The organism is Luteimonas aestuarii, assembly GCF_004357985.1.
Taxonomy (GTDB): domain Bacteria; phylum Pseudomonadota; class Gammaproteobacteria; order Xanthomonadales; family Xanthomonadaceae; genus Luteimonas; species Luteimonas aestuarii.
The window spans coordinates 17,172-39,760 of the sequence record NZ_SMTF01000011.1; the positions used below are offsets into that span (position 1 = coordinate 17,172).

The window sequence follows — 22,589 nt, forward strand, 5'->3', positions numbered from 1 at the left end:
TTGTTGGCCGGACGCATCCGAACCGCTCCATCCCCTTCCATTGCAGAGACCCCCGACATGACCGAGCAGAGCCTTCCCCGTCCCGCCATCGCCGTCGTCGGCTACGGCAGCCAGGGCCGCGCGCACGCCCTCAACCTGCGCGATTCCGGCTTCGACGTGACCATCGGCCTGCGCCCGGGCGGCCCCACCGAGGTCAAGGCCAAGGCCGACGGCTTCACCGTCAAGGCCCCGGCCGAGGCGGTCAAGGAGGCCGACCTGGTCGCGGTGCTCACGCCCGACATGGTGCAGAAGCAGCTCTATGCCGACGTGCTGGCGCCCAACCTCAAGCAAGGCGCGGTGCTGCTGTTCGCGCACGGGCTGAACGTGCATTTCGACATGATCCAGCCGCGCGACGACCTGGACGTGGTCCTGGTCGCGCCCAAGGGCCCGGGCGCGCTGGTGCGCCGTGAGTACGAAATCGGCCGCGGCGTGCCCTGCATCTATGCCGTGCACCAGGACAGGAGCGGCAGGGCCGAGCAGTACGCGCTGGCGTACGCCGCGGGCCTGGGCGGCGCGCGCGCGAACGTCATCAAGACCACCTTCAAGGAAGAGACCGAGACCGACCTGTTCGGCGAGCAGGCGGTGCTGTGCGGCGGCGCGTCGTCGCTGGTGCAGGCCGGCTTCGAAACCCTGGTGGAAGCCGGCTACCAGCCGGAAATCGCCTACTACGAAGTGCTGCACGAGCTGAAGCTGATCGTCGACCTGTTCTACGAAGGCGGCATCACCCGGATGCTGGAATTCGTCTCGGAAACCGCGCAGTACGGCGATTTCGTCAGCGGCCCGCGCGTGATCGACGCCAGCGTCAAGGCGCGCATGAAGGACGTGCTGAAGGACATCCAGGACGGCACCTTCACCCGCAACTGGCAGGCCGAGTACGACGCCGGCCTGCCCAACTACAGGAAGTTCCAGCAGGCCGACAAGGACCACCCGATCGAACAGGTCGGCCGGCAGCTGCGCGAGAAGATGGTGTGGTTGCAGGGCCAGACCGAGACGCAGCCGGCTGCGCGGAAAGAGGCTGCGTGATGAACGGCGCGCGCTGGCTGGTGCAGGCACTGGAGGCCGAGGGGGTCGACACGATCTTCGGCTATCCCGGTGGCGCGATCATGCCGTTCTACGACGCGCTGCATGGCGCGTCGCTGAAACACGTACTGGTCCGCCACGAGCAGGGCGCCGCCTTCGCCGCGAACGGCTATGCGCGCGCCAGCGGTCGCGTCGGCGTGTGCGTCGCGACCTCCGGCCCCGGCGCGTCGAACCTGGTGACCGGCATCGCCGATGCGATGCTCGACTCGGTGCCGATGGTGGTGATCACCGGCCAGGTCGCCACGCCGCTGATGGGCACCGACGCGTTCCAGGAACTGGACGTGTTCGGCATGACCATGCCGATCGTCAAGCACAGCTTCCTGCCGCGCAACGTCGACGACCTGCGCTGGATGCTGGCCGAAGCCTTCCGCATCGCGCGCGAGGGCCGTCCCGGCCCGGTGCTGGTCGACCTGCCCAAGGATGTGCAACTGGGCGATGCCACCCACCTGCCCGTGCACGTGTCGTTGCCGATCGATGCGGTGCCGTGCGCACCGGACCATTCGCTGCATGAAGCCGCGGCGGTGATCTCGCAGGCGCAGAAGCCGGTGGTCTATGCCGGCGGCGGCGTGGTGCTGGGCGATGCGGTGGATGCGTTCCGCGAGTTCATCGACCTGGCGCAGTTTCCCACCGTGCTGACGCTGAAGGCCTTGGGCGCATTGCCGCCGATGCATCCGTGCAACCTCGGCATGCTGGGCATGCATGGCAGCCGCGCCGCCAACATGGCGGTGCAGGAATGCGACCTGCTGATCGTGGTGGGCGCGCGTTTCGACGACCGCGCCACCGGCAAGCTGGCCGAGTTCGCGCCCAACGCACGTGTGGTGCACATCGATGCCGACGCCTGCGAGATCGGCAAGCTGCGCGCGGTCGAGGCCGCGGTGCCGGGCAACCTGTCGACCAGCCTGGGCCGCCTGGCCGCACCGCTGGCGGCGCAGAACGCCGGACGCAATGGCGCTGCCCGCAGCGCATGGCGCGACATATGCGCGCAGCGCACGCGCAAGCACGCGGCACGCTACGACGCGCCGGGCGACAAGGTCTACGCACCGGCCCTGCTCAAGCGCATGAGTGAGCTGGCGCCGGATGCCATCGTGTCCTGTGACGTCGGCCAGCACCAGATGTGGGTCGCGCAGCACTGGCGCTTCCACCAGCCGCGGCAGCACCTGACCAGCGGCGCGCTCGGCGCAATGGGCTTCGGTCTGCCGGCCGCCATCGGTGCGCAACTGGAAGACCTGGACGCGCGCGTGGTCTGCGTCAGCGGCGATGGCTCGTTCATGATGAACATCCAGGAGCTGGCGACGCTGCGCCGCTACCGACTGCCGGTCAAGATCGTGCTGCTGGACAACTCCGCGCTGGGCATGGTGCGGCAGTGGCAGGAACTGTTCTTCGAGAAACGCTATTCCGAGATTGACCTGTCCGACAACCCGGACTTCGCCGAGGTCGCGCGCGCGTTCGGCATCCAGGCGCTGCACGTGGACCAGGCCGTCGACGTCGAGGATGCGCTGGCCGCGCTGCTGGCCACGGACGGCCCGGCGCTGCTGCACGTGGCCATCGACACCGCCGCGAACGTCTGGCCGCTGGTGCCCCCGAACCACAACAACGCACAGATGCTCGATCCCGACGACGCCGGCTCGCTGGACGTCGGCGAACCCGTCGGCGCGACGCCCCCCTCCCCCACGTCGGACTCCGAGGAAACCACCAATGCGCTACCAGCTTGACCTCACGCTCAGGCGCGCGGAAGGCGCGCTGTCGCGCGTGCTCGGCACCGCCGAACGCCGCGGCTTCACCCCGCTGTCGGTCGATGGCGAAGCCCAGCCCGACGGCGACCGCTGGCACCTGCGGATGACCGTCGAGGGCGATCGCTCCGACGACTCGCTGCAGCAGCAGCTCGCGAAACTCTACGACTGCCTGGCCGTGCAGGTGCAGCCATGTCCGTAGGGCGGGCCCTGGCCCGCCATCACCGATTCACGCCCCTGCATTGGCAAGCAATGCCCCGCCACTCCTGGTTTCCGCAGCCCCATGTTGGCGGGCCAGGGCCCGCCCTACGACCACCGGACCCCGCATGACCGCCACCGTCACCCCCATCTCGGACGCCGCACACGCACCGAAGCCACAGGTCTGGTTCGATGGCGCATTGATCGACGGCGACGCGCCGCAGGCCGGCCTGACCACGCATGCCATGCACTACGGCAGCGGCGTGTTCGAAGGCGTGCGCGCCTACGCCACGGACGACGGCGCCGCCGTGTTCCGCCTGCCCGAACACCTCGAGCGCATGCGCAAGGGCGCGGAGATGTTCGGCCTGCCGTTCGACGTGGAACAGACCACCGAAGCGGTGATGGCCACGCTGCGCGCCAACCACCATCGCGATGCCTACATCCGTCCGCTGGCGTGGTTCGGCGAAGGTGGTTTCGGCCTGGACGTCGAGGGCCACACCCCGCACCTGATGGTCGCCACCACCGCCACCCAGGTGCACCTCAACGGCACCCGTGCGCGGCTGGGCGTGGGCAAGTGGCGGCGCAACCCCGCCGATTCGCTGCCACCGCTGAAGCTGTGCGGCGCCTACGTCAATTCCATCCTCGCCAAGCGCGAGGCCAAGTCGCGCGGTTTCGACGAGGCCCTGTTCACCGACCGCGACGGCAATGTCGTGGAGTGCACGGGCGCCAACGTATTCATGGTCAAGGACGGCACCGTCACCGCGGTCGAGCATCGCGATGCCATGCCCGGCATTACCCGCGACACCCTGCTGCAGCTCACCGGCGCGCAATCGCGCACGGTCACCCTGGCCGAACTGCTGGAGGCCGACGAGGTATTCGCCTGCGGCACCGCGGCCGAAGTGGCGCCGGTGTCCCGGATCGAGGACCGCAGCTATGCCGACAACCCGGTGACGCGCGAGTTGCAGGTGCTGTACGCGCGCGTCGTGCGCGGACAGGAAGCGTCGTACCGTCACTGGTTGACGGCGGTCTGATGGACCCTGCCGTAGCCAGCGCCATCCCGGTGTCCGCCAGCGACGTGCTGGCGGCGCAGGCGCGGCTGCGCAAGTACCTCGACGTGACGCCCACGCACTATGCCGAGCGCTTCGGCTGCTGGCTCAAGCTGGAAAACCTGCAGCGCACCGGTTCGTACAAGGTCCGCGGCGCATTGAATGCACTGCTGGCGGCGCGCGAGCGGGGCGACGACCGCTACGTCATCACCGCCTCGGCCGGCAACCACGCGCAGGGCATGGCCTGGGCGGCCTACCGGCTGGGAATCCCTGCGATCACGGTGATGCCGAAGAACGCGCCGGACACGAAAGTCGCCGGCGTGGCGCACTGGGGCGCGACCGTGCGCCTGCATGGCGACACCTATGACGAGGCCAAGGCCTTCGCCGCCGAGCTGGCCGCGCAGAACGGCTTCCGCCTGCTGTCGGCGTTCGACGATCCGGACGTGATCGCCGGCCAGGGCACGGTGGGGCTGGAAATCGCCGCGTCGATGAACCCGGACGTGGTGATCGTGCCGATCGGCGGGGGCGGCCTGGCGTCCGGCGTGGCGCTGGCGCTGAGGTCGCAGGGCGTACGCATCGTCGGCGCGCAGGTCGAGGGCGTGGATGCGATGGCGCGTGCGCTCAAGGGCGACCGCTCGCTGCGTGCACCCGCGGCAACGCTGGCCGACGGCGTGCGCGTCAAGGAACCGGGCGACCTGACCCGGCGCATACTGGAAAGCTTGCTGGACGACGTGGTCATCGTGCGCGAAGCCGAACTGCGCGAAACCCTGGTGCGGCTGGCGCTGGAAGAACACGTCATCGCCGAAGGCGCTGGCGCACTGGCATTGGCCGCCGGCAAGCGCATCGCCGGCAAGCGCAAGTGCGCGGTGGTCTCCGGCGGCAACCTCGATGCCGGCGTGCTGGCCGCCCTGCTGTCCGAAGTGCGTCCGCGGCCGCCGCGCAAACCGCGGCGGCGTACACGCGAACGACTTCCCTTGCCGGCGGCGAGGCCCTCTCCGCTTCCCGCCGGCCTCCTTCCGACCCCACCGGCGGATGCGCCGCCGGACACGCCACGCCCGACCCGCAAGTCACGACACGAATCGCACGAGGAAGCCCTCGCATGAGCACCGGCATCGACCACATCCGCATCTTCGACACCACCCTGCGCGACGGCGAGCAATCGCCCGGCTGCAGCATGACCCCGCAGCAGAAAGTGGTGATGGCGCGTGCGCTCGCCGAACTGGGCGTCGACATCATCGAAACCGGGTTCCCGGCCAGCTCGCAGTCCGACCGCGAAGCCACAGCGCAGATCGCGCGCGAACTGCGCACCACCACCCTGGCCGTGCTCTCGCGCTGCCTGCCGTCCGACATCGAGGCCTCCGCGCGCGCGCTGGAAGGCGCCGCCAGGCCCCGCCTGCACGTGTTCCTCTCCACCAGCCCCCTGCACCGCGAGCACAAATTGCGGATGAGCAAGGACGAGGTACTGGCTTCCACCGCGAAGCACGTGGCGATGGCGCGCTCGTACATCGATGACGTGGAATTCTCGACCGAGGATGGCACCCGCACCGAGGAGGACTTCCTGGCCGAGGTGATCGCGGTGGCGATCGCCAACGGCGCCACCACCATCAACGTGCCCGACACCCTGGGCTACACCACGCCAGACGAGATCCGCGGCCTGTTCCAGCGCCTGATCGCGAACGTGCCCGGCGCGAAGGACGTGGTCTTCAGCGCGCACTGCCACGACGACCTGGGCCTGGCGGTCGCCAATTCGCTGGCTGCGATCGAAGGCGGCGCACGCCAGGTGGAATGCACCGTCAACGGCATCGGCGAACGCGCCGGCAACGCCGCGGTCGAGGAACTGGCGATGGCGCTGAAGGTGCGCAACGCGTTCTACAGCCTCGATACGCGGCTGGACACGCGCCTGCTGGTGCCCACCTCGCAGTTGCTGCAGCGGTTGATCGGCATGCCCGTGCAGCGCAACAAGGCGATCGTGGGCGAGAACGCCTTCGCCCACGAATCCGGCATCCACCAGCACGGCATGCTGCGCAACCGCAGCACCTACGAGATCATGAATCCGTCCGACGTCGGCTGGCCGAATTCGAAGATGGTGCTGGGCCGCCACAGCGGCCGCGCCGCGGTCGGCCATCGCCTGCGCGCGCTGGGCTACGCGCTGGAGGACGAACAGCTGGACCAGGTGTTCGAACAGTTCAAGGCGCTGTGCGAGCAGCAGCGCGTGGTCGACGACGACGATCTCGAGACGCTGATGACAGGGGGTGTCGCCGGTCGCGGCTACCGCCTTGCCTCGATGACCGTCAGCGACCGTGGCCAGCGCGCCAGCGCGCAGGTGGAGCTGTCCGATCCCGAAGGCCGCAAGCTCAGCGAGAGTGCGCTGGGCGATGGCCCGGTCGATGCCCTGTTCGCGGCGCTGTCGGCGGCCACCGACGTGGAGCTGGCGCTGGAGAGCTACCAGGTGCACAGCGTCGGCATCGGCACCGATGCGCGCGGAGAGGCCACGCTCAGCGTCCACCACGACGGCATCGGCTACACCGGCAGCGGCACCAGCCGCGACATCATCGAAGCCAGCGCACTGGCCTGGCTGGACGTCGCCAACCGTATCCTGCGCACGCGGCAGCCGGCAAAGGTCGCCGCGACTGCGTGATTGCGATCTTCTCCCTCCCCTGCTTGCGGGGGAGGGCCGGGGTGGGGGCGAGGCAACGACGACCTTGCCGGCGCCCCGCGCACCCCCATCCCAACCTTCCCCCGTGAACGGGGGAAGGAGCGACAAGCAACAGCGGCAGCAACAGCAAAGAGAAGCCATGACCACCAATCGCCCCAAGACCCTCTACGACAAACTCTGGGACGCGCATGTCGTCGTTCCCGAGACCGACGACGCGCCCGCGGTGCTGTACATCGACCTGCACCTGATCCACGAGGTCACCTCGCCGCAGGCCTTCGCCGAACTCGATGCGCGCGGCATCAGGCCGGCACGCCCGGACCGGACCAAGGCGACGATGGACCATTCCACGCCGACGCTGCCCGCCGGTCCCGACGGCAGGCTGCCCTACGCCAGCGCGGCCTCGGAGAAGCAGGTGGACACGCTGGCGCGCAACTGCGCCGCGCACGGCATCGAGCTGTTCGACCTGGCGTCCGACCAGCGCGGCATCGTGCACGTCATTGCGCCCGAACTCGGACTGACCCAGCCGGGCATGACCATCGTCTGCGGCGACAGCCACACCTCCACCCATGGCGCGTTCGGCGCACTCGCCTTCGGCATCGGCACCAGCGAGGTCGGCCACGTGCTGGCCACGCAGTGCCTGCTGCAGCGCAAGGCGAAGACCATGTCGATCACGGTCGATGGCGCGCTGGCGCCGGGGGTCGGTGCGAAGGATGTGATCCTGCACATCATTGGCGTGATCGGGGTCAACGGCGGCACCGGGCACGTCATCGAGTACCGCGGCTCGACCATCCGCGCGATGGACATGGAACAGCGCATGACCTTGTGCAACATGTCGATCGAGGCCGGTGCCCGCGCCGGCATGGTGGCGCCGGACGACACCACGTTCGCGTGGCTGGCGCAGGCGCCGCGTGCGCCGAAGGGCGCGGAGTTCGAGGCGGCGAAAGCTGGCTGGGCCGCGCTGGCGACGGACGAGGGCGCAAGCTTCGACGTGGAAGTCCGCATCGATGCCGCCGACATCCGCCCGACCCTGACCTGGGGCACGCATCCCGGCACCGCCATCGCCATCGACGCGCCGATCCCCGCGGCAAACGATGCCGCCGCGCGGAAGGCGCTGGACTACATGGCATTCAACGCCGGCCACAGCCTGGAGCACACCAAGGTGGACGTGGTTTTCGTCGGCTCGTGCACCAACGGCCGCCTGCGCGACATGCGTGAAGTGGCCGACGTGCTCCGCGGTCGCACGATCGCGTCCAGCGTGCGCATGCTGGTGGTGCCCGGCTCCGAACAGGTCAAGCGCGAGGCCGAGGCCGAGGGCATCCACGAGGTGGTGCGCGCGGCCGGCGCCGAGTGGCGCGAGCCGGGTTGCTCGATGTGCATCGCGATGAACGGCGACCTGGTCGCGCCGGGGCAGCTGGCGGTCAGCACCAGCAACCGCAACTTCGAGGGGCGGCAGGGCCCCGGCTCGCGCACCTTGCTGGCGTCACCGCTCACCGCCGCGTGGGCCGCGGTCAACGGCCGCGTCGGCGATCCGCGGGAACTGTTCGATGCGCGCAAGGAGGTGGCCTGATGTCCGCCCTGTCCCGCGTGGCCTCGCGCAGCGTGGTGCTGGCGCAGACCAATATCGATACCGACCAGATCATCCCCGCGCGCTTCCTGTCGACCACCGAGCGCAAGGGCCTGGGCAAGCACGCCTTCCACGACTGGCGTTGGCTGGCCGATGGCGCGCCCAACCCGTCTTTCGCGTTCAACCGCGAGGACAACGCCGGCCGCGAGATCCTGCTGGCCGGCCGCAACTTCGGCTGCGGTTCCTCGCGCGAACACGCGCCATGGGCGCTGCGCGACCTGGGCCTGCGCGCCGTGGTCAGCAGCGAGATCGCCGACATCTTCCGCAACAACGCGCTGAAGAACGGCCTGCTGCCGGTCATCCTGGACGAAGCCATCGTGCAGCGACTGATGCAGCGCCCCGACGACACGCTGGAGATCGACGTCGCCTCGCGCACGCTGCGCACGCCCGCTGGCGAATCCTTCGCCTTCCCGCTGGACAGCTTCTCGCGCACCTGCCTGCTCGAAGGCGTGGACGAGCTGGGCTACCTGCTGGCGCGCCGCGACGAAATCCAGCGCCATGAATCCGCACACCACAAGGAACAGATCCATGCGCGCTGACATCGCCCTCCTGCCCGGCGACGGCATCGGCCCCGAGGTCACCGCGGCGGCGGTCGAGGTGCTGCGTGCCGTCGGCGCGCGCCACGGCCACGACTTCCGCTTCGACAGTTTCGACATCGGCGGCATCGCGATCGACCGCCATGGCGAGCCGCTGCCGCAGGCCACGCTGGACGGCTGCAAGGCCGCCGATGCGGTGCTGCTGGGCGCCGTCGGCGGACCGAAGTGGTCCGACCCGAATGCCAGGGTGCGGCCGGAGCAGGGCCTGCTGGCGATCCGCCGTGCGCTGGGCCTGTACGCCAACCTGCGTCCGGTGCGCCCGCACGCCGCCACCATCGGCGCCTCGCCGATCAAGCCACACCTGCTGGCCGGCGTGGACCTGCTGGTGGTGCGCGAGCTGACCGGCGGCATCTACTTCGGCGACAAGACCCGCGATGCCGAGGGTGCCAGCGACCGCTGCTACTACAGTGTCGCCGAGGTGGAGCGCGTGATGCGCCGCGCCTGCACGCTGGCGCGTGCGCGCCGCGGCCACGTCACCTCGGTGGACAAGGCCAACGTGCTTGAAACGTCACGACTGTGGCGCGACGTGGCCACGCGGATCGTCCGCGACGAGTTCCCGGACATCACGCTGGAACACCAGCTGGTGGATTCGATGGCGATGCACCTGATCGCCAGGCCGCGCGCCTACGACGTAGTGGTCACCGAGAACATGTTCGGCGACATCCTCACCGACGAAGCGTCGATGCTGGCGGGCTCGCTGGGGCTGCTGCCGTCGGCCTCGCTCGGCGAGGGCACGGTGGGACTGTACGAGCCGATCCACGGGTCCGCCCCCGACATCGCCGGCAAGGGCGTCGCCAATCCCTACGGCACCATCCTCAGCGCCGCGCTGCTGCTGCGCCACTCGCTGGGGATGGCGCAGGAAGCGGCGTGCATCGAGGACGCGGTGGACGCCGCGCTGTCGGATGGCGCCTTCACCGCCGACCTGGCCAGCGACGGCCGCGCCATGGGCACCGCGGAAGCCACGCTGGCGGTGCTGTCGCGCATCGACCAGGACTGCCGGGTGAGCGACCTGCGCGACTGAAGGACACCGTGCCGTCCCGCCCCCGGCGGGACCGCCTGGGGCGCGAGGACAACGCGCCGACTCTTCACCCGAAATACAGAACCGCTTGGTATAGTATTGGGCATGTCAGCCCAGCCCAACGCCAAGCCAGACCCCATCGCGACTGCCGGCCCCGGTCGTCCGAAGGACCTCGCCAAGCGCGCCGCGATCCTCGATGCCGCGCGCGAGATGTTCCGCCTGCACGGTTTCGATGGCGCCAGCATGGACCAGATCGCAGCCGAGGCCGGCGTGTCCAAGCTCACCGTCTACAGCCATTTCGGCGACAAATCCACGCTGTTCGGCACCGTGGTCCGCACTTATTGCGAGCAGTCGCTGCCCAATGCGCTGTTCGAGCCGACATCCGGCACCCCGCTACGCGAACGACTGATGGAGATCGCGCGCGCGTTCTTCGCCATGTGCAGCTCGCCCGAGGCCGTGGCCGGGCATCGCGTGCTGTGCACGCCCAAGCTGAGTGATTCGCCGCTGCCGCAGCTGTTCTGGGAGGCCGGCCCGCTGCGTGTGCAGGCGATGTTCTCCACCCTGCTGGAACGGCGCATCGCCGCGGGCGAGCTCGATATCCCGGACGTCCCGCGCGCGGCCTCGCAGTTCTTCGTGCTGCTCAAGGGCGACCTGCACGCGCGACTGGTGCTGGGCGAATGCGACGCTCCATCGCCCCAGCGCATCGATGAACACCTGCAGGCGGCCGTGGACATGTTCCTGCGCGCCTATGCGGCCGCGGGCCATGCGTCCCGGTGACTTCCGGCACTCAGTCGGGCAGGCGCCGGAAGCCATCATGCCCGCGTGGACAGCCGTCCAGGCCGTAGAATTGGCCTCCCTGGATGGCAACTGGACAGACTCGAGATGACGTTCGATTACGCGAAGGCACGGGAACTGATGGTGGAGCAGCAGGTGCGTCCCTGGGACGTGCTGGACGCCCACGTGCTCGATGCCCTGTCCAAGCTGCCGCGCGAGGCCTACGTGGCCGAGTCGCATCGCGCACTGGCCTATGCCGACGTCGAGCTGCCGCTCGGCCATGGCGAGCGGATGATGAAGCCGGTGGTGGAGGGGCGCGCCCTGCAGGCCTTGCTGCCGCGCGAACACGAGGAAGTGCTGGAGATCGGCACCGGCAGCGGCTACCTCGCCGCGTGCCTGGGCCACCTGGCCCGCGACGTGGTCACGCTGGAGCGCCATGCCGACCTGGCCGAGGCCGCGCAGGCACGCCTGCGCGCGCAGGCCATCCGCAACGTCCGCGTCGAGGCCGCCGATGCCTTCGCGTGGGACACCGGGCGTCGCTTCGATGCGATCTGCGTGTCCGGCGCGGTGGACGTGGTGCCGTCACGTTTCCTCGGCTGGCTGCGTCCCGGTGGACGCCTGTTCGTGGTCCGCGGCCGCGCCCCGGCGATGGAAGCGGTGCTGGTGCGCATGGATGGCGACGCCGTCAACGGCGCGCGTGCCGAATCGTTGTTCGAAACCGAATTGCCCTATCTCGCCGGCGCCGAACCCGCGCCCGCATTCAAGTTCTGACCGAAGGATTCCGCATGATCCGCCGCCTCCTCCCGCTCGCCCTGGCTTCCGCCCTGTGTTCCGCGCCGGTGTTCGCCGAAGACCTGATGCAGACCTACGAACTGGCGCGCCAGAGCGACCCCGTGCTCTCGGTGGCCGAATCGCAACGTCTGATCGACCGCGAGGGCGCAGTCCAGGCACGCGCCAGCCTGTTGCCACAGGTCAGTGGCACCGTCGATTTCGGCCGTGGGTACAACGCGGGCTCCAGCGTGCGCGAAAGCAGTCGCACCTACGGCGCGCGCGCCAGCCAGACGGTGTTCAACTGGAGCGCGATCAACCAGTACCGCAGCGCGCGCGAGTTCGATGCCGCGGGCGGTTACGATCTGGAAGCGGCGAACGACGAGCTGGTGGTGCGCACCTCCGACGCGTATTTCCGCGTGCTGGAAGCCACCGAAACCCTGGCCGCCGCGGAAGCTGCCGAAGAGGCGTTCCAGAAGCAGTTCGACTTTGCCGACAAGCGCCTTGAAGTAGGCCTGGCGCCGATCACCGACGTGCACGAGGCCCGCGCCCAGTACGACAGTGCGCGCGCCAACACGATCCTGGTCCGCAATGCCCTGCAGGACGCGGTGGAAGCGCTGGCGGAAATCACCGGCCAGCCAATCTACAACTTCAAGGGCCTGCCCGAGGACTTCAGCCCCGAACTTCCCGCCGGCGGCGATGCCGATGCCTGGGTGGCCACGGCGCTGGAACGCAATCCGACCCTGCAGGCCTCCGGCCATGCGGTGCGTGCGTCCGAGCACGGCGTGCAGACTGCGCGTGGCGGCCACCTGCCGACGCTGACGGCCGGCGCCGGTTACAACAACAACACCGTCTGGGACAACCAGCCCGGCCTGGCCGGACGTGGCGAGGGCCACAGCATCGGCCTGACCCTGTCGGTGCCAATCTTCGCCGGTGGCGCCACCCAGTCCGGCGTGCGCGAAGCCATCGCCCGCCGCGACCAGGCGCAGGACCGCGACGAGCAGATCCGCCGCGCCATCATCCGCAACACGCGCAACGCCTACCAGTCGCTGGTGGCCGGCGTGAGCGAGATCGAGGCGCGCCGACTGGCGCTGGTGTCCGCGCAGAGCGCCTACGATGCCTCGCAGGTCGGCCTGGAAGTCGGTACGCGTACCGTCATCGACGTGCTGATCAACCAGCAGAACCTGTTCGTCGCGCGCCAGAACTACGCCAATGCCCGCTACAACTACCTGCGCAGCCGCCTCGGCCTGGAGCAGGCCGCGGGCACGTTGGATGGCGCGACCGTGCAGGACATCAACCGCCTGCTGACCACCGACGTGGTGGCGCCCGTCCGGCAATAGGGCGCGGCCCGACGCGCAGCGCGATGTCACGAGAAGCCGGCGTCCATCGCCGGCTTCTTCGTTCGGGGATCAGGGCAGGTCCGCGGCGATGACGCCCAGCGTGCGCTGCACCGCGCCGCGACCGGCGTCCACCAGTTGCATCCCGGCCTCGGCCATCTGCCGGCGCGCGGCGGGATCGGCCAGCAGCGCTTCGAGCTGCATTGCCACGGCGTCGGCATCGTCGCCGACGCGCAGTGCACCCGCCTCGCGCAGCTGGCGCGCGATGTCGGTGAAGTTGTGCAGGTGCGGCCCGGTCACGGTGGCCGTGCCCACCGCTGCCGGCTCCAGCAAGTTGTGGCCGCCGATGGCCTGCAGGCTGCCGCCGACGAAGGCGACGTCGGCGCAGGCATAGAACGCCTGCAGTTCGCCCAGCGTATCGACCACGAACACCGCGTCGTCGGCATCCGGCCACTGCGTCAGCGTGCGCGTGGCCACGCGCCAGCCGCCGTCCACGCACTGCTGCACCACCGGCTTGAAGCGTTCGGGATGGCGCGGCGCCCACACCAGCAGCAGCTCCGGCCAGCGCGCGCGCAATCGCTGGTGGATCGCGACCACCGGGGCTTCTTCCTCGGGATGCGTGCTGGCCGCGATCCACACCGGCCGCTCGCCGATGCGCGCGCGGAACGCGTTGCCCTGGGCGGACAGCGCCGCGGCGTCGATCGCGATGTCGTACTTGAGGTTGCCGGTCACCACCACGGCATCGGACGGGGCACCCAGTCGCTGGAAGCGTTCGGCATCGCCCATCGATTGCGCCGCCACGCGACGCAGCGTGCGCAGCGCGCGCGACAGCAGCGCGTGCAAGGCTCGGTAGCCGCGCAACGAACGTTCCGACAGGCGGGCATTGACGATGTAGGCGGGAATGCCTGCATCGCGGCAGCAGAACAGCAGGTTGGGCCACAGCTCGGTTTCGACGATCAACGCCACCCGCGGCCGGAAGTGCGCGAGGAACCGATGCACCGCGCCCGACAGGTCGTAGGCCATGTAGACGTGCTCGACGCGATCGCCCCACAGCGCACGCACGCGCGCCGAGCCGGTGGGGGTGATGGTAGTCACCAGGATGCGACGACCAGGATCCTGCGCCAGCAGGGCATCGACCAGCGGCGCCGCGGCATTGACTTCACCCATCGACACCGCGTGCACCCACACCGGCGCGTCCACCGGTGCGCCGGGATAGCGTGCGTAGCGCTCGCTCCAGCGCTCGAAATAGGCCGGCTGGCGGAAGCCGCGCCAGATCAGGTGGTACACGGTCACCGGTGCGAGAACGTACAGCACCGCCGAGTACAGGCCGCGCAGCAATCGTTCGGTGGTGTCGGCCCGCATCCGCACAGGATAGCGGGAATCCCCGTCACTTCGCCGACAGGTGCCCGCCCGACGCCGGCCACCCGCTAGACTTGCCGCATGTCGCGCACGCCCCCTGCCAATCACCGCCCCCCGCTGTCGCCACGCCACTGGCCGACGTGGATCGGCATCGGTGCGATGGCCTTGGCCGCCCGCGTGCCGTGGCCGCTGCAGCGCGCGCTGGGACGTGCCATTGGCGTATTGCTGCGCGTCGCCCTGCGTGACCGCCGCGAGGTGGCGGCGCGCAATCTCGCGCTGTGTTTTCCCGACCTGTCCGATACCTTGCGCGCGAAGCTGCTGCGCGAGCACTTCGCCGCGCTCGGCATCGGCCTGTTCGAGTTCGCACGCGCCTGGTGGGGCTCGATCGCGCCGATGCGCAAGGGGCTGGTGGTCGAAGGCCTCGAATACATGGCCGCGACGCGCGCCGATGGCCGCGGCGTGATCGTGGTGTCCGGCCACTTCAGCACGCTGGAAATCTGCGGCCGGCTGATGTGCGACCACGTGCCGCTGGCCGGCATGTATCGCCCGCACGCGCAGCCGGCGATGGAATGGGCGGTCAAGCGCGGGCGCGCCCGCTACGCGGCGGCGATGTTCCCCAAGCAGGACGTGCGAGGCACCCTGCGCCACCTCAAGCAGGGCGGCCTGCTCTGGTACGCACCGGACCAGGATCCCAGCCGCGGCGACGCAGTGTACGTGCCGTTCTTCGGCCTGCCCGCGCACAGCCTCACCTCCACCCACCAGCTGGCGCGGATGTCCGGCGCCGCGGTGGTGCTGTTCCAGCACCTGCGCCGCGACGATGGCGGTTACACCCTGCGCTTCCTGCCGGCGCTCGACGGCTTCCCGTCCGCCGATGCCACTGCCGATACCGCCCGGGTCATGGCCGGCATCGAAGCCATGGCCCGCGCCGCGCCGGCGCAGTACCTGTGGATCCACCGCCGCTTCAAGCGCCAGCCCGACGGCACCTCCCTGTACGAATGACGCCCACCGGAGCGCCCATGCCCACCCACGCCCGCATCGACTACGCCGAGTTCGGCTCCCGCGACCCGGCCGCCAGCCAGGCCTTCTTCGAAACCGTATTCGGCTGGTCCTTCACCGCCTACGGCCCGGACTACCTGGCCTTCGATGCGGCCAGCGCGGGGCTGGACGGCGGCTTCTTCCGGGCCGATTCCGCCTCGTCGACGGCCAGCGGCGGCGCCCTGGTGGTGCTGTTCAGCGAACGGCTGGAGGAGACGCAGCGCCGGGTGGAGGCCGCCGGCGGCCGCATCGTACGTCCGATCTTCGCCTTCCCCGGCGGCCGGCGCTTCCATTTCATCGAGCCCGGCGGCAACGAACTGGCGGTCTGGACCGATCGCGACCCGGCCTGAGGCCGTCCGCCCCGCGCCCGCCGGTGCGGCCAAGTGCTTGTCCGGGCAGGGAATCGACGGCATAATGCGCGGCTAGCTGCGGCCGCCCCATGTGCAATGGGCCGGCGACCGGGACGGAAACGCGATTCCGCCCGCCCTGCAGCGCCTCGCCCGCATTGCGTGGCGGCCCCGTCGACGACGCGGCCGCCGGGGCCGCCGCCTCCCTGGCCAAGGGAAGCACAACACACTTCGAGGTGCGTAATGTCCCGAGTATGCCAAGTCACCGGCAAGCGTACGACGACCGGCAACAACGTGTCGCACGCCATGAACAAGACCCGCCGCCGCTTCATGCCCAACCTCCACGAGCGCCGCTTCTGGGTCGCTTCCGAGAACCGCTGGGTGAAGCTGCGTGTTTCCACCAAGGCCCTGCGCACCATCGACAAGAACGGTATCGACGCCGTGCTCGCCGAACTGCGTGCACGCGGCGAGAAAGTCTGAGGAGTAGGACACCATGCCCAGCAAGCGCGACAAGATCCGTCTGATTTCGTCGGCCAACACCGGCCACTTCTACACCACGGACAAGAACAAGAAGAACACCCCCGGCAAGATGGAGATCAAGAAGTACGATCCCGTCGTCCGCAAGCACGTGATCTACAAGGAAGGCAAGATCAAGTGATTGACGACCCATGCGCGAGGCGCATGGCTGTCGGAAGTCATCCCCGCGAAGGCGGGAAGTGCTTTGCAACGGACGCATGTCCGGTCATCCAGAGGCCCGCCGAAAGGCGGGCCTTTGCTTTTCATGACCCGCGCGCGCAGCGCGTGGCTGTTGGAAGGCATCCCCGCGACTGCGCAGCGAACGGCGCCGCCGGTCGAGCGGGACGCGCTTCATAACGGACGAATCTCCGGTCACGCAATCACCCGCCGCAAGGCTGGCTTCTACTTTCCAGGTTCCGCCCCACAGCGCGGCGGCTACTGCTTTCGAGGGTTCGTTCCACATGCCTTCTTGCCGACAACACGGGAGCAACGTCCGTGGCTCACCACCTGCGCGGGGATGACGGCATCGCAGTGGCTGCTACGCCCCGACAACCATCGCGTTCCCGCGCCGTCTGGAATCCATACGCAGACGACGCCCCATGGCGATCCACTGGCAATCCCCACCGCGTCCGGCACAATCGGGCCATGTCCCTGCCCGATCTGAATTTCGGCTTCTGGCTGCTGCTCGCCGACTGGAGCGTGCGGATCGGCGCGCTGCTGTGGATCCCGTCGCGCACCTCGTCCGCGGCTGCGCGCAGCTGGCTGCTGCTGGTGTTCTTCGTGCCGCTGCTCGGGCTGCCGCTGTACCTGTTGTTCGGCCATCCCTGGCTGTCGCGTGAGCGGGTGGCGCGGCAACGGCTTGCCTCGCAGGTGATCCGCGACGAGCAGGCGCCGCTGGCGCACCTGCGCTGGACGCCCAAGGGCGACGGGGCCGATACCGAGATCGTGCCGCTGGTCGAGCGGCTGGGCGACTTCATGGCCACCCACGGCAACCGCGTGGAGTTGCTGGACGACTACGACGGCTCGCTGCAGCGGCTCATCGACGACATCGACGGCGCCGCCCGGCGCGTGCACCTGCTCTACTACCTGATGTTCGACGATGCCGTGGGTGACCGCGTCACCGAGGCCCTGCTGCGCGCGGCGCGGCGCGGCGTGGAATGCCGGCTGCTGCTCGATGCGGTGGGTGCGAAGCGCGGCCTGCGCCGCTACGCAGGGCGACTGCGCGATGGCGGCGTGGACGTGCAGGCGCTGTTGCCCGGAGGCCTGCGCTGGCGTCGCAGCGGGCGCATGGACCTGCGCAACCACCGCAAGGTCGCGGTGATCGACAACACCGCGGGCTACATCGGCTCGCAGAACCTCGCCGATGCCATGTTCGTGCCGGGATCCCCGAACCGGGAACTGGTCGCGCGCGTGGAGGGGCCGGTGGTCGCGCACCTCGAGGCCGTGTTCGCGAGCGACTGGTTCATCGAGACCGGCGAGCGGCTGGAGGTGGTGGCCACCCTGCCGGCCTGCGACCATGAGGCCGCGACGCAGGTGCTGCCCAGCGGCCCCGCCTATCCCTTCGAGAATGCACGCGACACGGTCAACGCACTCATCCACCTCGCCAGGCGCGAGCTGGTGCTGGTCACGCCGTACTTCGTGCCCGACGAGGCCACCCTGGCCGCTTTGCGCATCGCTGCACTGTCGGGCGTCCAGGTCACGCTGATCGTTTCGGCCAGCAACAACCAGCCACTGACCGCGCTGGCGCAGCATTCCTATTACGACGAGCTGCTGGCGGCGGGCGTGCGCATCGCGCTCTACCGGCCGCACTTCCTGCACGCCAAGCACATGCGGATCGACGATGGCATCGCCCTGGTCGGATCGATCAACCTCGACATCCGCTCGTTCGCGCTCAACGCCGAGGTCGGCCTGCTCTGCTACGACCGCGACACGCTGGCGCGGATGCGCACCATCGAAGACAGCTACCTCGCCGACGCCGAGTTCCCGACGCTGGACGCCTGGCGCCGCCGGCCCGCGTGGCGGCGCAGCCTGGAAGGCCTGGCGCGGCTGGCCGACTCCTTCATGTAGCGCCACGCAGGATCGACAGCGCCTGCTGCAGCTGCTGCCCGGGGGACATGTCGATGGCCAGCATCACCACATCGGCCTCCGCGTCCGTGCGTTCCAGCGCATCGAACTGGCTGTCGAGCAGGGCGGCCGGCATGTAGTGGCCGCGGCGCGCCTGCATGCGCGCCGCGATCAGCGCCCTGTCGCCATGCAGGTGCAGGAAGCGCAAAGGCAAGCCGCTGCCGCGCAGGACATCGCGATGCGCCCGGCGCAGGCCCGAGAAGGCCAGCACCACGCGATCGCCCACGCCCGCATGGGCCACGATCGCGTCCGCGACGCGTACCACCCAGGGCACGCGCATGGCGTCGGTAAGCGGCCGGCCGCTGGCCATGCGCGCCTTTGCGGCGTCGTCATGGAAGTCGTCGGCATCGAGGAACACGGCAGGCCATGCGTCCGACAGGTTCCGTGCCAGCGTGGTCTTGCCGCTGCCCGACACGCCCATCACCACCGCAACGCGCGGCGCGCTCATCCGGGCAGCGCCACGTCGACGCGGTAATGGCCGCCGGCCACGATATCGCGCAGCAGCGGCGTCTCCAGCACGGCACCGTCGACGCGCACGGACATGCCATCCGTACCGGCGATACGGCGCATGTGCACCTCGATGCTCGCGCCCCTGAACCGTCGCAACACCGACGCCTCGTGCCAGTGCGATGGCAGGCATGGCGCGATGCGCAGGCCCTCCGCTTCGCCCCGCAGGCCGAACAGGCCTTCGATCAGGCAGCGATAGAGCCATGCCGCGGTACCGGTATTGAACAGCTGGCTGGAACGGCCCGCGGTGCGCGGATGCCCGCGCCAGTCGCCGCGATAGTAGTTGGGCACGAACACCGGCAGCTGGCCGCGCCGCAGCAGGTCGTCCGCGTCCGGACCCGGCAGCATCGCGCGCAGTACGCGCCACGCGCGGTCGGCATCGCCGGATGCGTACAGCGCATGCAGGTAGAACGCGGCGGCATGGTTGTAGATCGAGCCGTTCTCGGCGGAACCGGGGAACTTCTGCGTCAGCCGTCCCACGTCCTCGCGCATCGCGGTGTAGGGCGGGTCCAGCATCGCCACGCCGTGCGGACCGACCAGCCGCGCCTCGATCGCGGCCAGCATCCGCGCGCGCTTTGCTTCGTCGGCGGCACCACTGAGCATCGCCCAGCTTTGCGGATTGAGGTAGATCGCACCCTCGGCATCGGTGTGCACGCCAAACGCCACGCCATCGTCGGTGATGCCGCGCCCGTACCAGTCGCCATCCCACAGATGCGCGTTGACCGCGGCGTTGCAGGCGCGGGCACCCTCCGCGAACGGCGCGGCGACCGCTTCGCCGCCATGGCGCGCGCGGATCCCCGCCCACAGGCGCAGCGCGTGCGCAGTCGCCAGGGTCAACCAGCCGGAGACGCCACGCCCCTTGTAACCGACCATGTTCATCGGGTCGCACCAGTCGCCCTGCGCGATGTAGCCCAGGCCACGCGCGTCGCGCGCCGAGAGCAACCAATGCATCGCGGCATCCACACGCTCGGCGACGCTGGCGGCATGGCCATCGCCATCGACGACAGGCACGTCGAGCAGCGCGACATCGCCGGTTTCGTCGAGGTAGGCCTGCAGGAACACCGGCAACCAGACGCAGTGATCGGTATGCGGCACCTGGTTGATGTACTTCAGTTGCGCGCCTTCGGCCAACAGGATGCCATCGGGCATCGCACCGTCCGCGCCCTGTTGCGACAGCGCGCGCAGCAATGCCGCACGCGCGGTGGCCGGCTGCAGGTAGGCCATGCCCATGTGGTCCTGCAGGTAGTTGCGCGTCTGCGGATCGGTGGTCAGGCGATTGGCATCGCCGTGGTAGTACACCTGGCGCGGGAGCCACTGGTTGGCGAAGGCATCGAACCAGCCGTCGGGCGTACGGATGTCGATGCAGCCACGTCCATGTGAGAGGTAGGTGCCGTAGTCGGTGGCCGCCTTGTCGAAGCCTTCGCCGTCGTCCAGGTATTTCTTGCGCAGCGCCAGCACCTGCGCATCGTCGCGGGCGGGCGCGAACACGAAACGTTCCTCGTGCGACGCGCCCGCATCCAGCACGATCCGGTACTGCAGGACCGCCGCGGGCAGTTCGTAGTCGGCGACCCGTCCGCCCAGCAACTCTGCATCGCAGATCGCGGAGGGCGCATGCAGCCCGCCTTCGCCTTCGAACGCCGCCTGGTTCGCGTCCCACGCATCCGGCGCGTTGGCGTGCAGCAGCACCGTCCGATCCATGAAGTCGCGCTGCACGAAGTAGTCTTCGACCTTCTGGTACGGCGTGACGCTGCTGCAGACGATGCCTCCAAGATCGGCGCGATGGCAGGCGGACTGGTGCATCCACGACAGGTAGCCGACCGGGAAATACGGATACAGGCTGAGGCGTCGCGTGCGCCCGCAACGGTTGCGCACGCGCAGCGTCCACAGTTCCGCGATGTCGTCGGCCGGCAGGCCCAGCCGCCATTCGAACACCAGGCCGAGGTGGCCGATGCGCCAGGACACGGCATCGACATCGGCACGGAACGCGAAGGATTCCGGCAACGCGCGCACCGGCTCGTACGGCAGCGAGAACAGCGTACCGTCCTCGTCGTCGCGGACGTAGCAGAAGCGCCCGGGATGGTGCGCATAAGTCGGCTGTTCCGGCTGCATGAAGCTGCGCGCCTCCAGCACCGGCGCGCGGGCGTACTTCGCCGGCTCCGGCTGCATGAACTGCGCGGTGGCGAAGCCACGGCAGGTCACCTGCACCATCATCCGCCGGTTCCAGAGGAAGCTGGAGGCATGCGGCATGGCGCGGGGATCGTCGATGCGGAAACGGCGACCCTCGCGTTCGAAACCGTGGCCCGAGGCGTTGCTCATGCGCTGGCGGCCCGTCGCGCGTCCAGTGCGTCCTGCACCTCGGCCATCGCCGCACCATCCAGGGGGTAGGCGCGCATCACCAGCGCGGCGGCGAACGCCACGCAGCCGGGGATCACGGTGAGCAGCAGCGCGATGCCGAGCTGCGAGGCATCGGACTGCGCCTCGTTGGCGACGTAGCCCATCGCCGCAAGCATCCACGCGATCACCGCTGCCGCCAGCGCGCCACCGAGCTTCTGCGAGAACGTGGCGGCGGAGAAGGTCATTGCGGTGGCGCGACGGCCGGTCTTCCATTCGGTGTAGTCGGCGCAGTCGGCGTACATCGAGAACGCCAGCGGCGACTTCGGCCCCAGCGCCAGCCCCACCAGCGTGTTGAGCGCGAACAGCAGCCAGATCGCGTCGCGCGGCACCAGGAACATCGCGCAGCTCAGGCCGCCCACCGCCAGCATCGAGCCGACCATCAGCGCCTTCTTGTCGAAGTAGCGGGTGAGCAACGGGGTCAATGCCGCGCCCGTCGCCAGCGCCACCGAATACGCGCCCAGGAATAGCCCGGTCAGCTCCGGCCGCTCCAGGTAGTACTTGAGGTAGTACACGGTGGCGCCGCTGCGCATCACGATGGTCACCATGATCACCAGCGCCAGCACGAACAGCACCATCCACGGCTTGTTGCCCAGCAGGTCGCGCAGGTCCTGGCGCACGTCGCTGCGCTGCTGCGGCGGTGGCGCGATGCGCTCGCGCGTGCTGAAGAACACCGTGGCGAACAGCAGGGCCGCGACCAGGCCGTACAGGCCCAGGGTCAATTGCCAGCCCAGCGCCTCGTCGCCTGCGCCGAACCAGCGCACCAGGTCGAGGGTGAAGGCATTGACCACCGTGGTGCCGGCGAACGCGGCGATGAAGCGGAAGCTGATCAGGGTGGTGCGCTGCTGGCCGTCGCTGGTCATCACCGCCGACAGCGCCGAGTAAGGCGTGCTGAGCACGGTGTAGCACAGCATCATCAGGCTGAAGGTGACATAGGCCCAGACCAGCTTGCCGCCTTCGCCCAGGTCGGGCACGGTCCAGGTCAGCACGCCGGCGCAGGCCAGCGGCAGCGCGCCCCACAGGAGGTACGGTCGGAAACGGCCGAATCGCGTACGGGTGCGGTCGGCAACCGCCGCCATCAGCGGATCGGTCACCGCATCCAGCAGCCGTGTGAGCAGGATCATCGTGCCCACCGCCGCTGCCGCCAGCCCCATCACGTCGGTGTAGAACAGCAGCAGGAAAGCGGAGATGTTGGCCCAGTAGAGGTTGAAGCCGAAATCGCCAATGCCGTAGCCGGCCTTCTCGCGCAGGCGCAGGCGTGAGCGCGGACCGTCACCGGCGGGATGTGGAACCTGCATGCCTCCTCCCCATGCCATCACCGGACGTGCGGGCCGCCATCGCGGATGGCAGCGCGCTGACTTTGACAACGCTGTCAACTATCCCGCAAACGCGCTGCATCGACAACCGCCATGTCGCCACGCCTCTCTTGCGGCGAGAAGCGATG

At 69.4% G+C, this 22,589-nt stretch carries 21 protein-coding genes; 17 read left to right on the top strand and 4 right to left on the bottom strand.

What is annotated here, in order from left to right:
* Nucleotides 1–57: 57 nt before the first annotated feature.
* From ilvC to E2F46_RS12515, 12 genes are all read left to right on the top strand, one after another.
* Nucleotides 58–1,062, top strand: coding sequence for a ketol-acid reductoisomerase (ilvC, locus tag E2F46_RS12460; RefSeq protein ID WP_133322533.1), 1,005 nt, complete (start codon nucleotides 58–60; stop codon nucleotides 1,060–1,062).
* Nucleotides 1,062–2,831, top strand: coding sequence for an acetolactate synthase 2 catalytic subunit (gene ilvG, locus E2F46_RS12465; protein ID WP_133322535.1), 1,770 nt, complete (start codon nucleotides 1,062–1,064; stop codon nucleotides 2,829–2,831). The genes ilvC and ilvG overlap by 1 nt, the downstream gene beginning before the upstream one ends.
* Nucleotides 2,815–3,051, top strand: coding sequence for an ACT domain-containing protein (locus E2F46_RS12470; RefSeq protein WP_133322537.1), 237 nt, complete (start codon nucleotides 2,815–2,817; stop codon nucleotides 3,049–3,051). Before ilvG ends, E2F46_RS12470 begins: the two co-directional genes overlap by 17 nt.
* Before the next feature lie 124 nt (nucleotides 3,052–3,175).
* Nucleotides 3,176–4,078 carry an aminotransferase class IV gene (locus E2F46_RS12475; RefSeq protein ID WP_133322539.1) on the top strand — a complete coding sequence of 301 codons (903 nt, stop codon included), beginning with the start codon at nucleotides 3,176–3,178 and terminating at the stop codon, nucleotides 4,076–4,078.
* Nucleotides 4,079–4,101: 23 nt separating this feature from the next.
* Complete coding sequence (locus E2F46_RS12480) at nucleotides 4,102–5,196, top strand: threonine dehydratase (protein WP_207949582.1); 1,095 nt, start codon at nucleotides 4,102–4,104, stop codon at nucleotides 5,194–5,196.
* On the top strand, nucleotides 5,193–6,731 hold the full coding sequence (locus E2F46_RS12485; protein ID WP_133322543.1) for a 2-isopropylmalate synthase: 1,539 nt from the start codon (nucleotides 5,193–5,195) through the stop codon (nucleotides 6,729–6,731). Before E2F46_RS12480 ends, E2F46_RS12485 begins: the two co-directional genes overlap by 4 nt.
* A gap of 157 nt (nucleotides 6,732–6,888) precedes the next feature.
* Nucleotides 6,889–8,316: a 3-isopropylmalate dehydratase large subunit gene (gene leuC, locus E2F46_RS12490; protein WP_133322545.1), complete on the top strand. Its 1,428-nt coding sequence runs from the start codon at nucleotides 6,889–6,891 to the stop codon at nucleotides 8,314–8,316.
* Nucleotides 8,316–8,912, top strand: a complete 597-nt coding sequence (gene leuD / locus E2F46_RS12495; RefSeq protein WP_133322547.1) for a 3-isopropylmalate dehydratase small subunit — start codon at nucleotides 8,316–8,318, stop codon at nucleotides 8,910–8,912. The genes leuC and leuD overlap by 1 nt, the downstream gene beginning before the upstream one ends.
* On the top strand, nucleotides 8,902–9,990 hold the full coding sequence (gene leuB / locus E2F46_RS12500; protein ID WP_133322550.1) for a 3-isopropylmalate dehydrogenase: 1,089 nt from the start codon (nucleotides 8,902–8,904) through the stop codon (nucleotides 9,988–9,990). Before leuD ends, leuB begins: the two co-directional genes overlap by 11 nt.
* 102 nt (nucleotides 9,991–10,092) lie before the next feature.
* Nucleotides 10,093–10,764, top strand: a complete 672-nt coding sequence (locus E2F46_RS12505) for a TetR/AcrR family transcriptional regulator (RefSeq protein WP_133322552.1) — start codon at nucleotides 10,093–10,095, stop codon at nucleotides 10,762–10,764.
* Nucleotides 10,765–10,869: 105 nt separating this feature from the next.
* Nucleotides 10,870–11,532, top strand: a complete 663-nt coding sequence (locus E2F46_RS12510; RefSeq protein WP_133322554.1) for a protein-L-isoaspartate O-methyltransferase family protein — start codon at nucleotides 10,870–10,872, stop codon at nucleotides 11,530–11,532.
* 14 nt (nucleotides 11,533–11,546) lie between these two features.
* Nucleotides 11,547–12,869 (top strand): TolC family outer membrane protein, encoded by a 1,323-nt coding sequence (locus tag E2F46_RS12515; protein ID WP_133322556.1) that lies wholly within the window; start codon nucleotides 11,547–11,549, stop codon nucleotides 12,867–12,869.
* Nucleotides 12,870–12,938: 69 nt separating this feature from the next.
* On the opposite strand, the gene waaA is transcribed toward E2F46_RS12515, so the two are convergent.
* Nucleotides 12,939–14,228, bottom strand: a complete 1,290-nt coding sequence (gene waaA / locus E2F46_RS12520; RefSeq protein ID WP_133322558.1) for a lipid IV(A) 3-deoxy-D-manno-octulosonic acid transferase — start codon at nucleotides 14,226–14,228, stop codon at nucleotides 12,939–12,941.
* Between the two features lie 78 nt (nucleotides 14,229–14,306).
* Here waaA and lpxL point away from each other — a divergent pair, with 78 nt between their 5' ends.
* The 5 genes from lpxL to cls all read left to right on the top strand — a co-directional run bounded on the left by lpxL (nucleotide 14,307) and on the right by cls (nucleotide 18,190).
* The gene (gene lpxL / locus E2F46_RS12525) at nucleotides 14,307–15,224 is read left to right on the top strand and encodes an LpxL/LpxP family Kdo(2)-lipid IV(A) lauroyl/palmitoleoyl acyltransferase (protein WP_133322560.1); all 918 of its coding nucleotides are present in this window, start codon (nucleotides 14,307–14,309) and stop codon (nucleotides 15,222–15,224) included.
* Nucleotides 15,225–15,241: 17 nt separating this feature from the next.
* On the top strand, nucleotides 15,242–15,610 hold the full coding sequence (locus E2F46_RS12530; protein ID WP_133322562.1) for a VOC family protein: 369 nt from the start codon (nucleotides 15,242–15,244) through the stop codon (nucleotides 15,608–15,610).
* A gap of 240 nt (nucleotides 15,611–15,850) precedes the next feature.
* Complete coding sequence (rpmB, locus tag E2F46_RS12535) at nucleotides 15,851–16,087, top strand: 50S ribosomal protein L28 (RefSeq protein WP_133322564.1); 237 nt, start codon at nucleotides 15,851–15,853, stop codon at nucleotides 16,085–16,087.
* Nucleotides 16,088–16,100: 13 nt separating this feature from the next.
* Entirely contained in the window at nucleotides 16,101–16,265 is a 165-nt protein-coding gene (gene rpmG / locus E2F46_RS12540; protein ID WP_133322566.1) for a 50S ribosomal protein L33, read from the top strand.
* Nucleotides 16,266–16,768: 503 nt separating this feature from the next.
* Entirely contained in the window at nucleotides 16,769–18,190 is a 1,422-nt protein-coding gene (gene cls, locus E2F46_RS12545; RefSeq protein ID WP_133322568.1) for a cardiolipin synthase, read from the top strand.
* On the opposite strand, the gene E2F46_RS12550 is transcribed toward cls, so the two are convergent.
* Genes E2F46_RS12550 through E2F46_RS12560 form a run of 3 tightly spaced genes read right to left on the bottom strand, consistent with a single transcriptional unit; the run spans nucleotide 18,183 to nucleotide 22,443 of the window.
* A complete protein-coding gene (locus E2F46_RS12550) occupies nucleotides 18,183–18,695 on the bottom strand; it encodes a gluconokinase (RefSeq protein WP_133322570.1) in 513 nt (170 codons plus the stop codon). The genes cls and E2F46_RS12550 overlap by 8 nt on opposite strands.
* A complete protein-coding gene (locus E2F46_RS12555) occupies nucleotides 18,692–21,070 on the bottom strand; it encodes a GH36-type glycosyl hydrolase domain-containing protein (RefSeq protein ID WP_133322572.1) in 2,379 nt (792 codons plus the stop codon). The genes E2F46_RS12550 and E2F46_RS12555 overlap by 4 nt, the downstream gene beginning before the upstream one ends.
* On the bottom strand, nucleotides 21,067–22,443 hold the full coding sequence (locus E2F46_RS12560; protein WP_133322575.1) for an MFS transporter: 1,377 nt from the start codon (nucleotides 22,441–22,443) through the stop codon (nucleotides 21,067–21,069). The genes E2F46_RS12555 and E2F46_RS12560 overlap by 4 nt, the downstream gene beginning before the upstream one ends.
* Nucleotides 22,444–22,589: the final 146 nt, after the last annotated feature.

Excerpts from the sequence above, each read along its gene's own strand:
- E2F46_RS12555 (WP_133322572.1), bottom strand. The coding sequence starts at position 21,070 with ATGAGCAACGCCTCGGGCCACGGTTTCGAACGCGAGGGTCGCCGTTTC.
- E2F46_RS12515 (WP_133322556.1), top strand. The coding sequence starts at position 11,547 with ATGATCCGCCGCCTCCTCCCGCTCGCCCTGGCTTCCGCCCTGTGTTCC.
- ilvG (WP_133322535.1), top strand. The coding sequence starts at position 1,062 with ATGAACGGCGCGCGCTGGCTGGTGCAGGCACTGGAGGCCGAGGGGGTC.
- rpmG (WP_133322566.1), top strand. The coding sequence starts at position 16,101 with ATGCCCAGCAAGCGCGACAAGATCCGTCTGATTTCGTCGGCCAACACC.
- E2F46_RS12485 (WP_133322543.1), top strand. The coding sequence starts at position 5,193 with ATGAGCACCGGCATCGACCACATCCGCATCTTCGACACCACCCTGCGC.
- leuD (WP_133322547.1), top strand. The coding sequence starts at position 8,316 with ATGTCCGCCCTGTCCCGCGTGGCCTCGCGCAGCGTGGTGCTGGCGCAG.
- E2F46_RS12560 (WP_133322575.1), bottom strand. The coding sequence starts at position 22,443 with ATGCAGGTTCCACATCCCGCCGGTGACGGTCCGCGCTCACGCCTGCGC.
- E2F46_RS12505 (WP_133322552.1), top strand. The coding sequence starts at position 10,093 with ATGTCAGCCCAGCCCAACGCCAAGCCAGACCCCATCGCGACTGCCGGC.
- cls (WP_133322568.1), top strand. The coding sequence starts at position 16,769 with ATGTCCCTGCCCGATCTGAATTTCGGCTTCTGGCTGCTGCTCGCCGAC.
- rpmB (WP_133322564.1), top strand. The coding sequence starts at position 15,851 with ATGTCCCGAGTATGCCAAGTCACCGGCAAGCGTACGACGACCGGCAAC.
- E2F46_RS12530 (WP_133322562.1), top strand. The coding sequence starts at position 15,242 with ATGCCCACCCACGCCCGCATCGACTACGCCGAGTTCGGCTCCCGCGAC.
- E2F46_RS12475 (WP_133322539.1), top strand. The coding sequence starts at position 3,176 with ATGACCGCCACCGTCACCCCCATCTCGGACGCCGCACACGCACCGAAG.
- leuB (WP_133322550.1), top strand. The coding sequence starts at position 8,902 with ATGCGCGCTGACATCGCCCTCCTGCCCGGCGACGGCATCGGCCCCGAG.
- ilvC (WP_133322533.1), top strand. The coding sequence starts at position 58 with ATGACCGAGCAGAGCCTTCCCCGTCCCGCCATCGCCGTCGTCGGCTAC.
- lpxL (WP_133322560.1), top strand. The coding sequence starts at position 14,307 with ATGTCGCGCACGCCCCCTGCCAATCACCGCCCCCCGCTGTCGCCACGC.
- E2F46_RS12550 (WP_133322570.1), bottom strand. The coding sequence starts at position 18,695 with ATGAGCGCGCCGCGCGTTGCGGTGGTGATGGGCGTGTCGGGCAGCGGC.
- leuC (WP_133322545.1), top strand. The coding sequence starts at position 6,889 with ATGACCACCAATCGCCCCAAGACCCTCTACGACAAACTCTGGGACGCG.
- E2F46_RS12470 (WP_133322537.1), top strand. The coding sequence starts at position 2,815 with ATGCGCTACCAGCTTGACCTCACGCTCAGGCGCGCGGAAGGCGCGCTG.
- E2F46_RS12510 (WP_133322554.1), top strand. The coding sequence starts at position 10,870 with ATGACGTTCGATTACGCGAAGGCACGGGAACTGATGGTGGAGCAGCAG.
- waaA (WP_133322558.1), bottom strand. The coding sequence starts at position 14,228 with ATGCGGGCCGACACCACCGAACGATTGCTGCGCGGCCTGTACTCGGCG.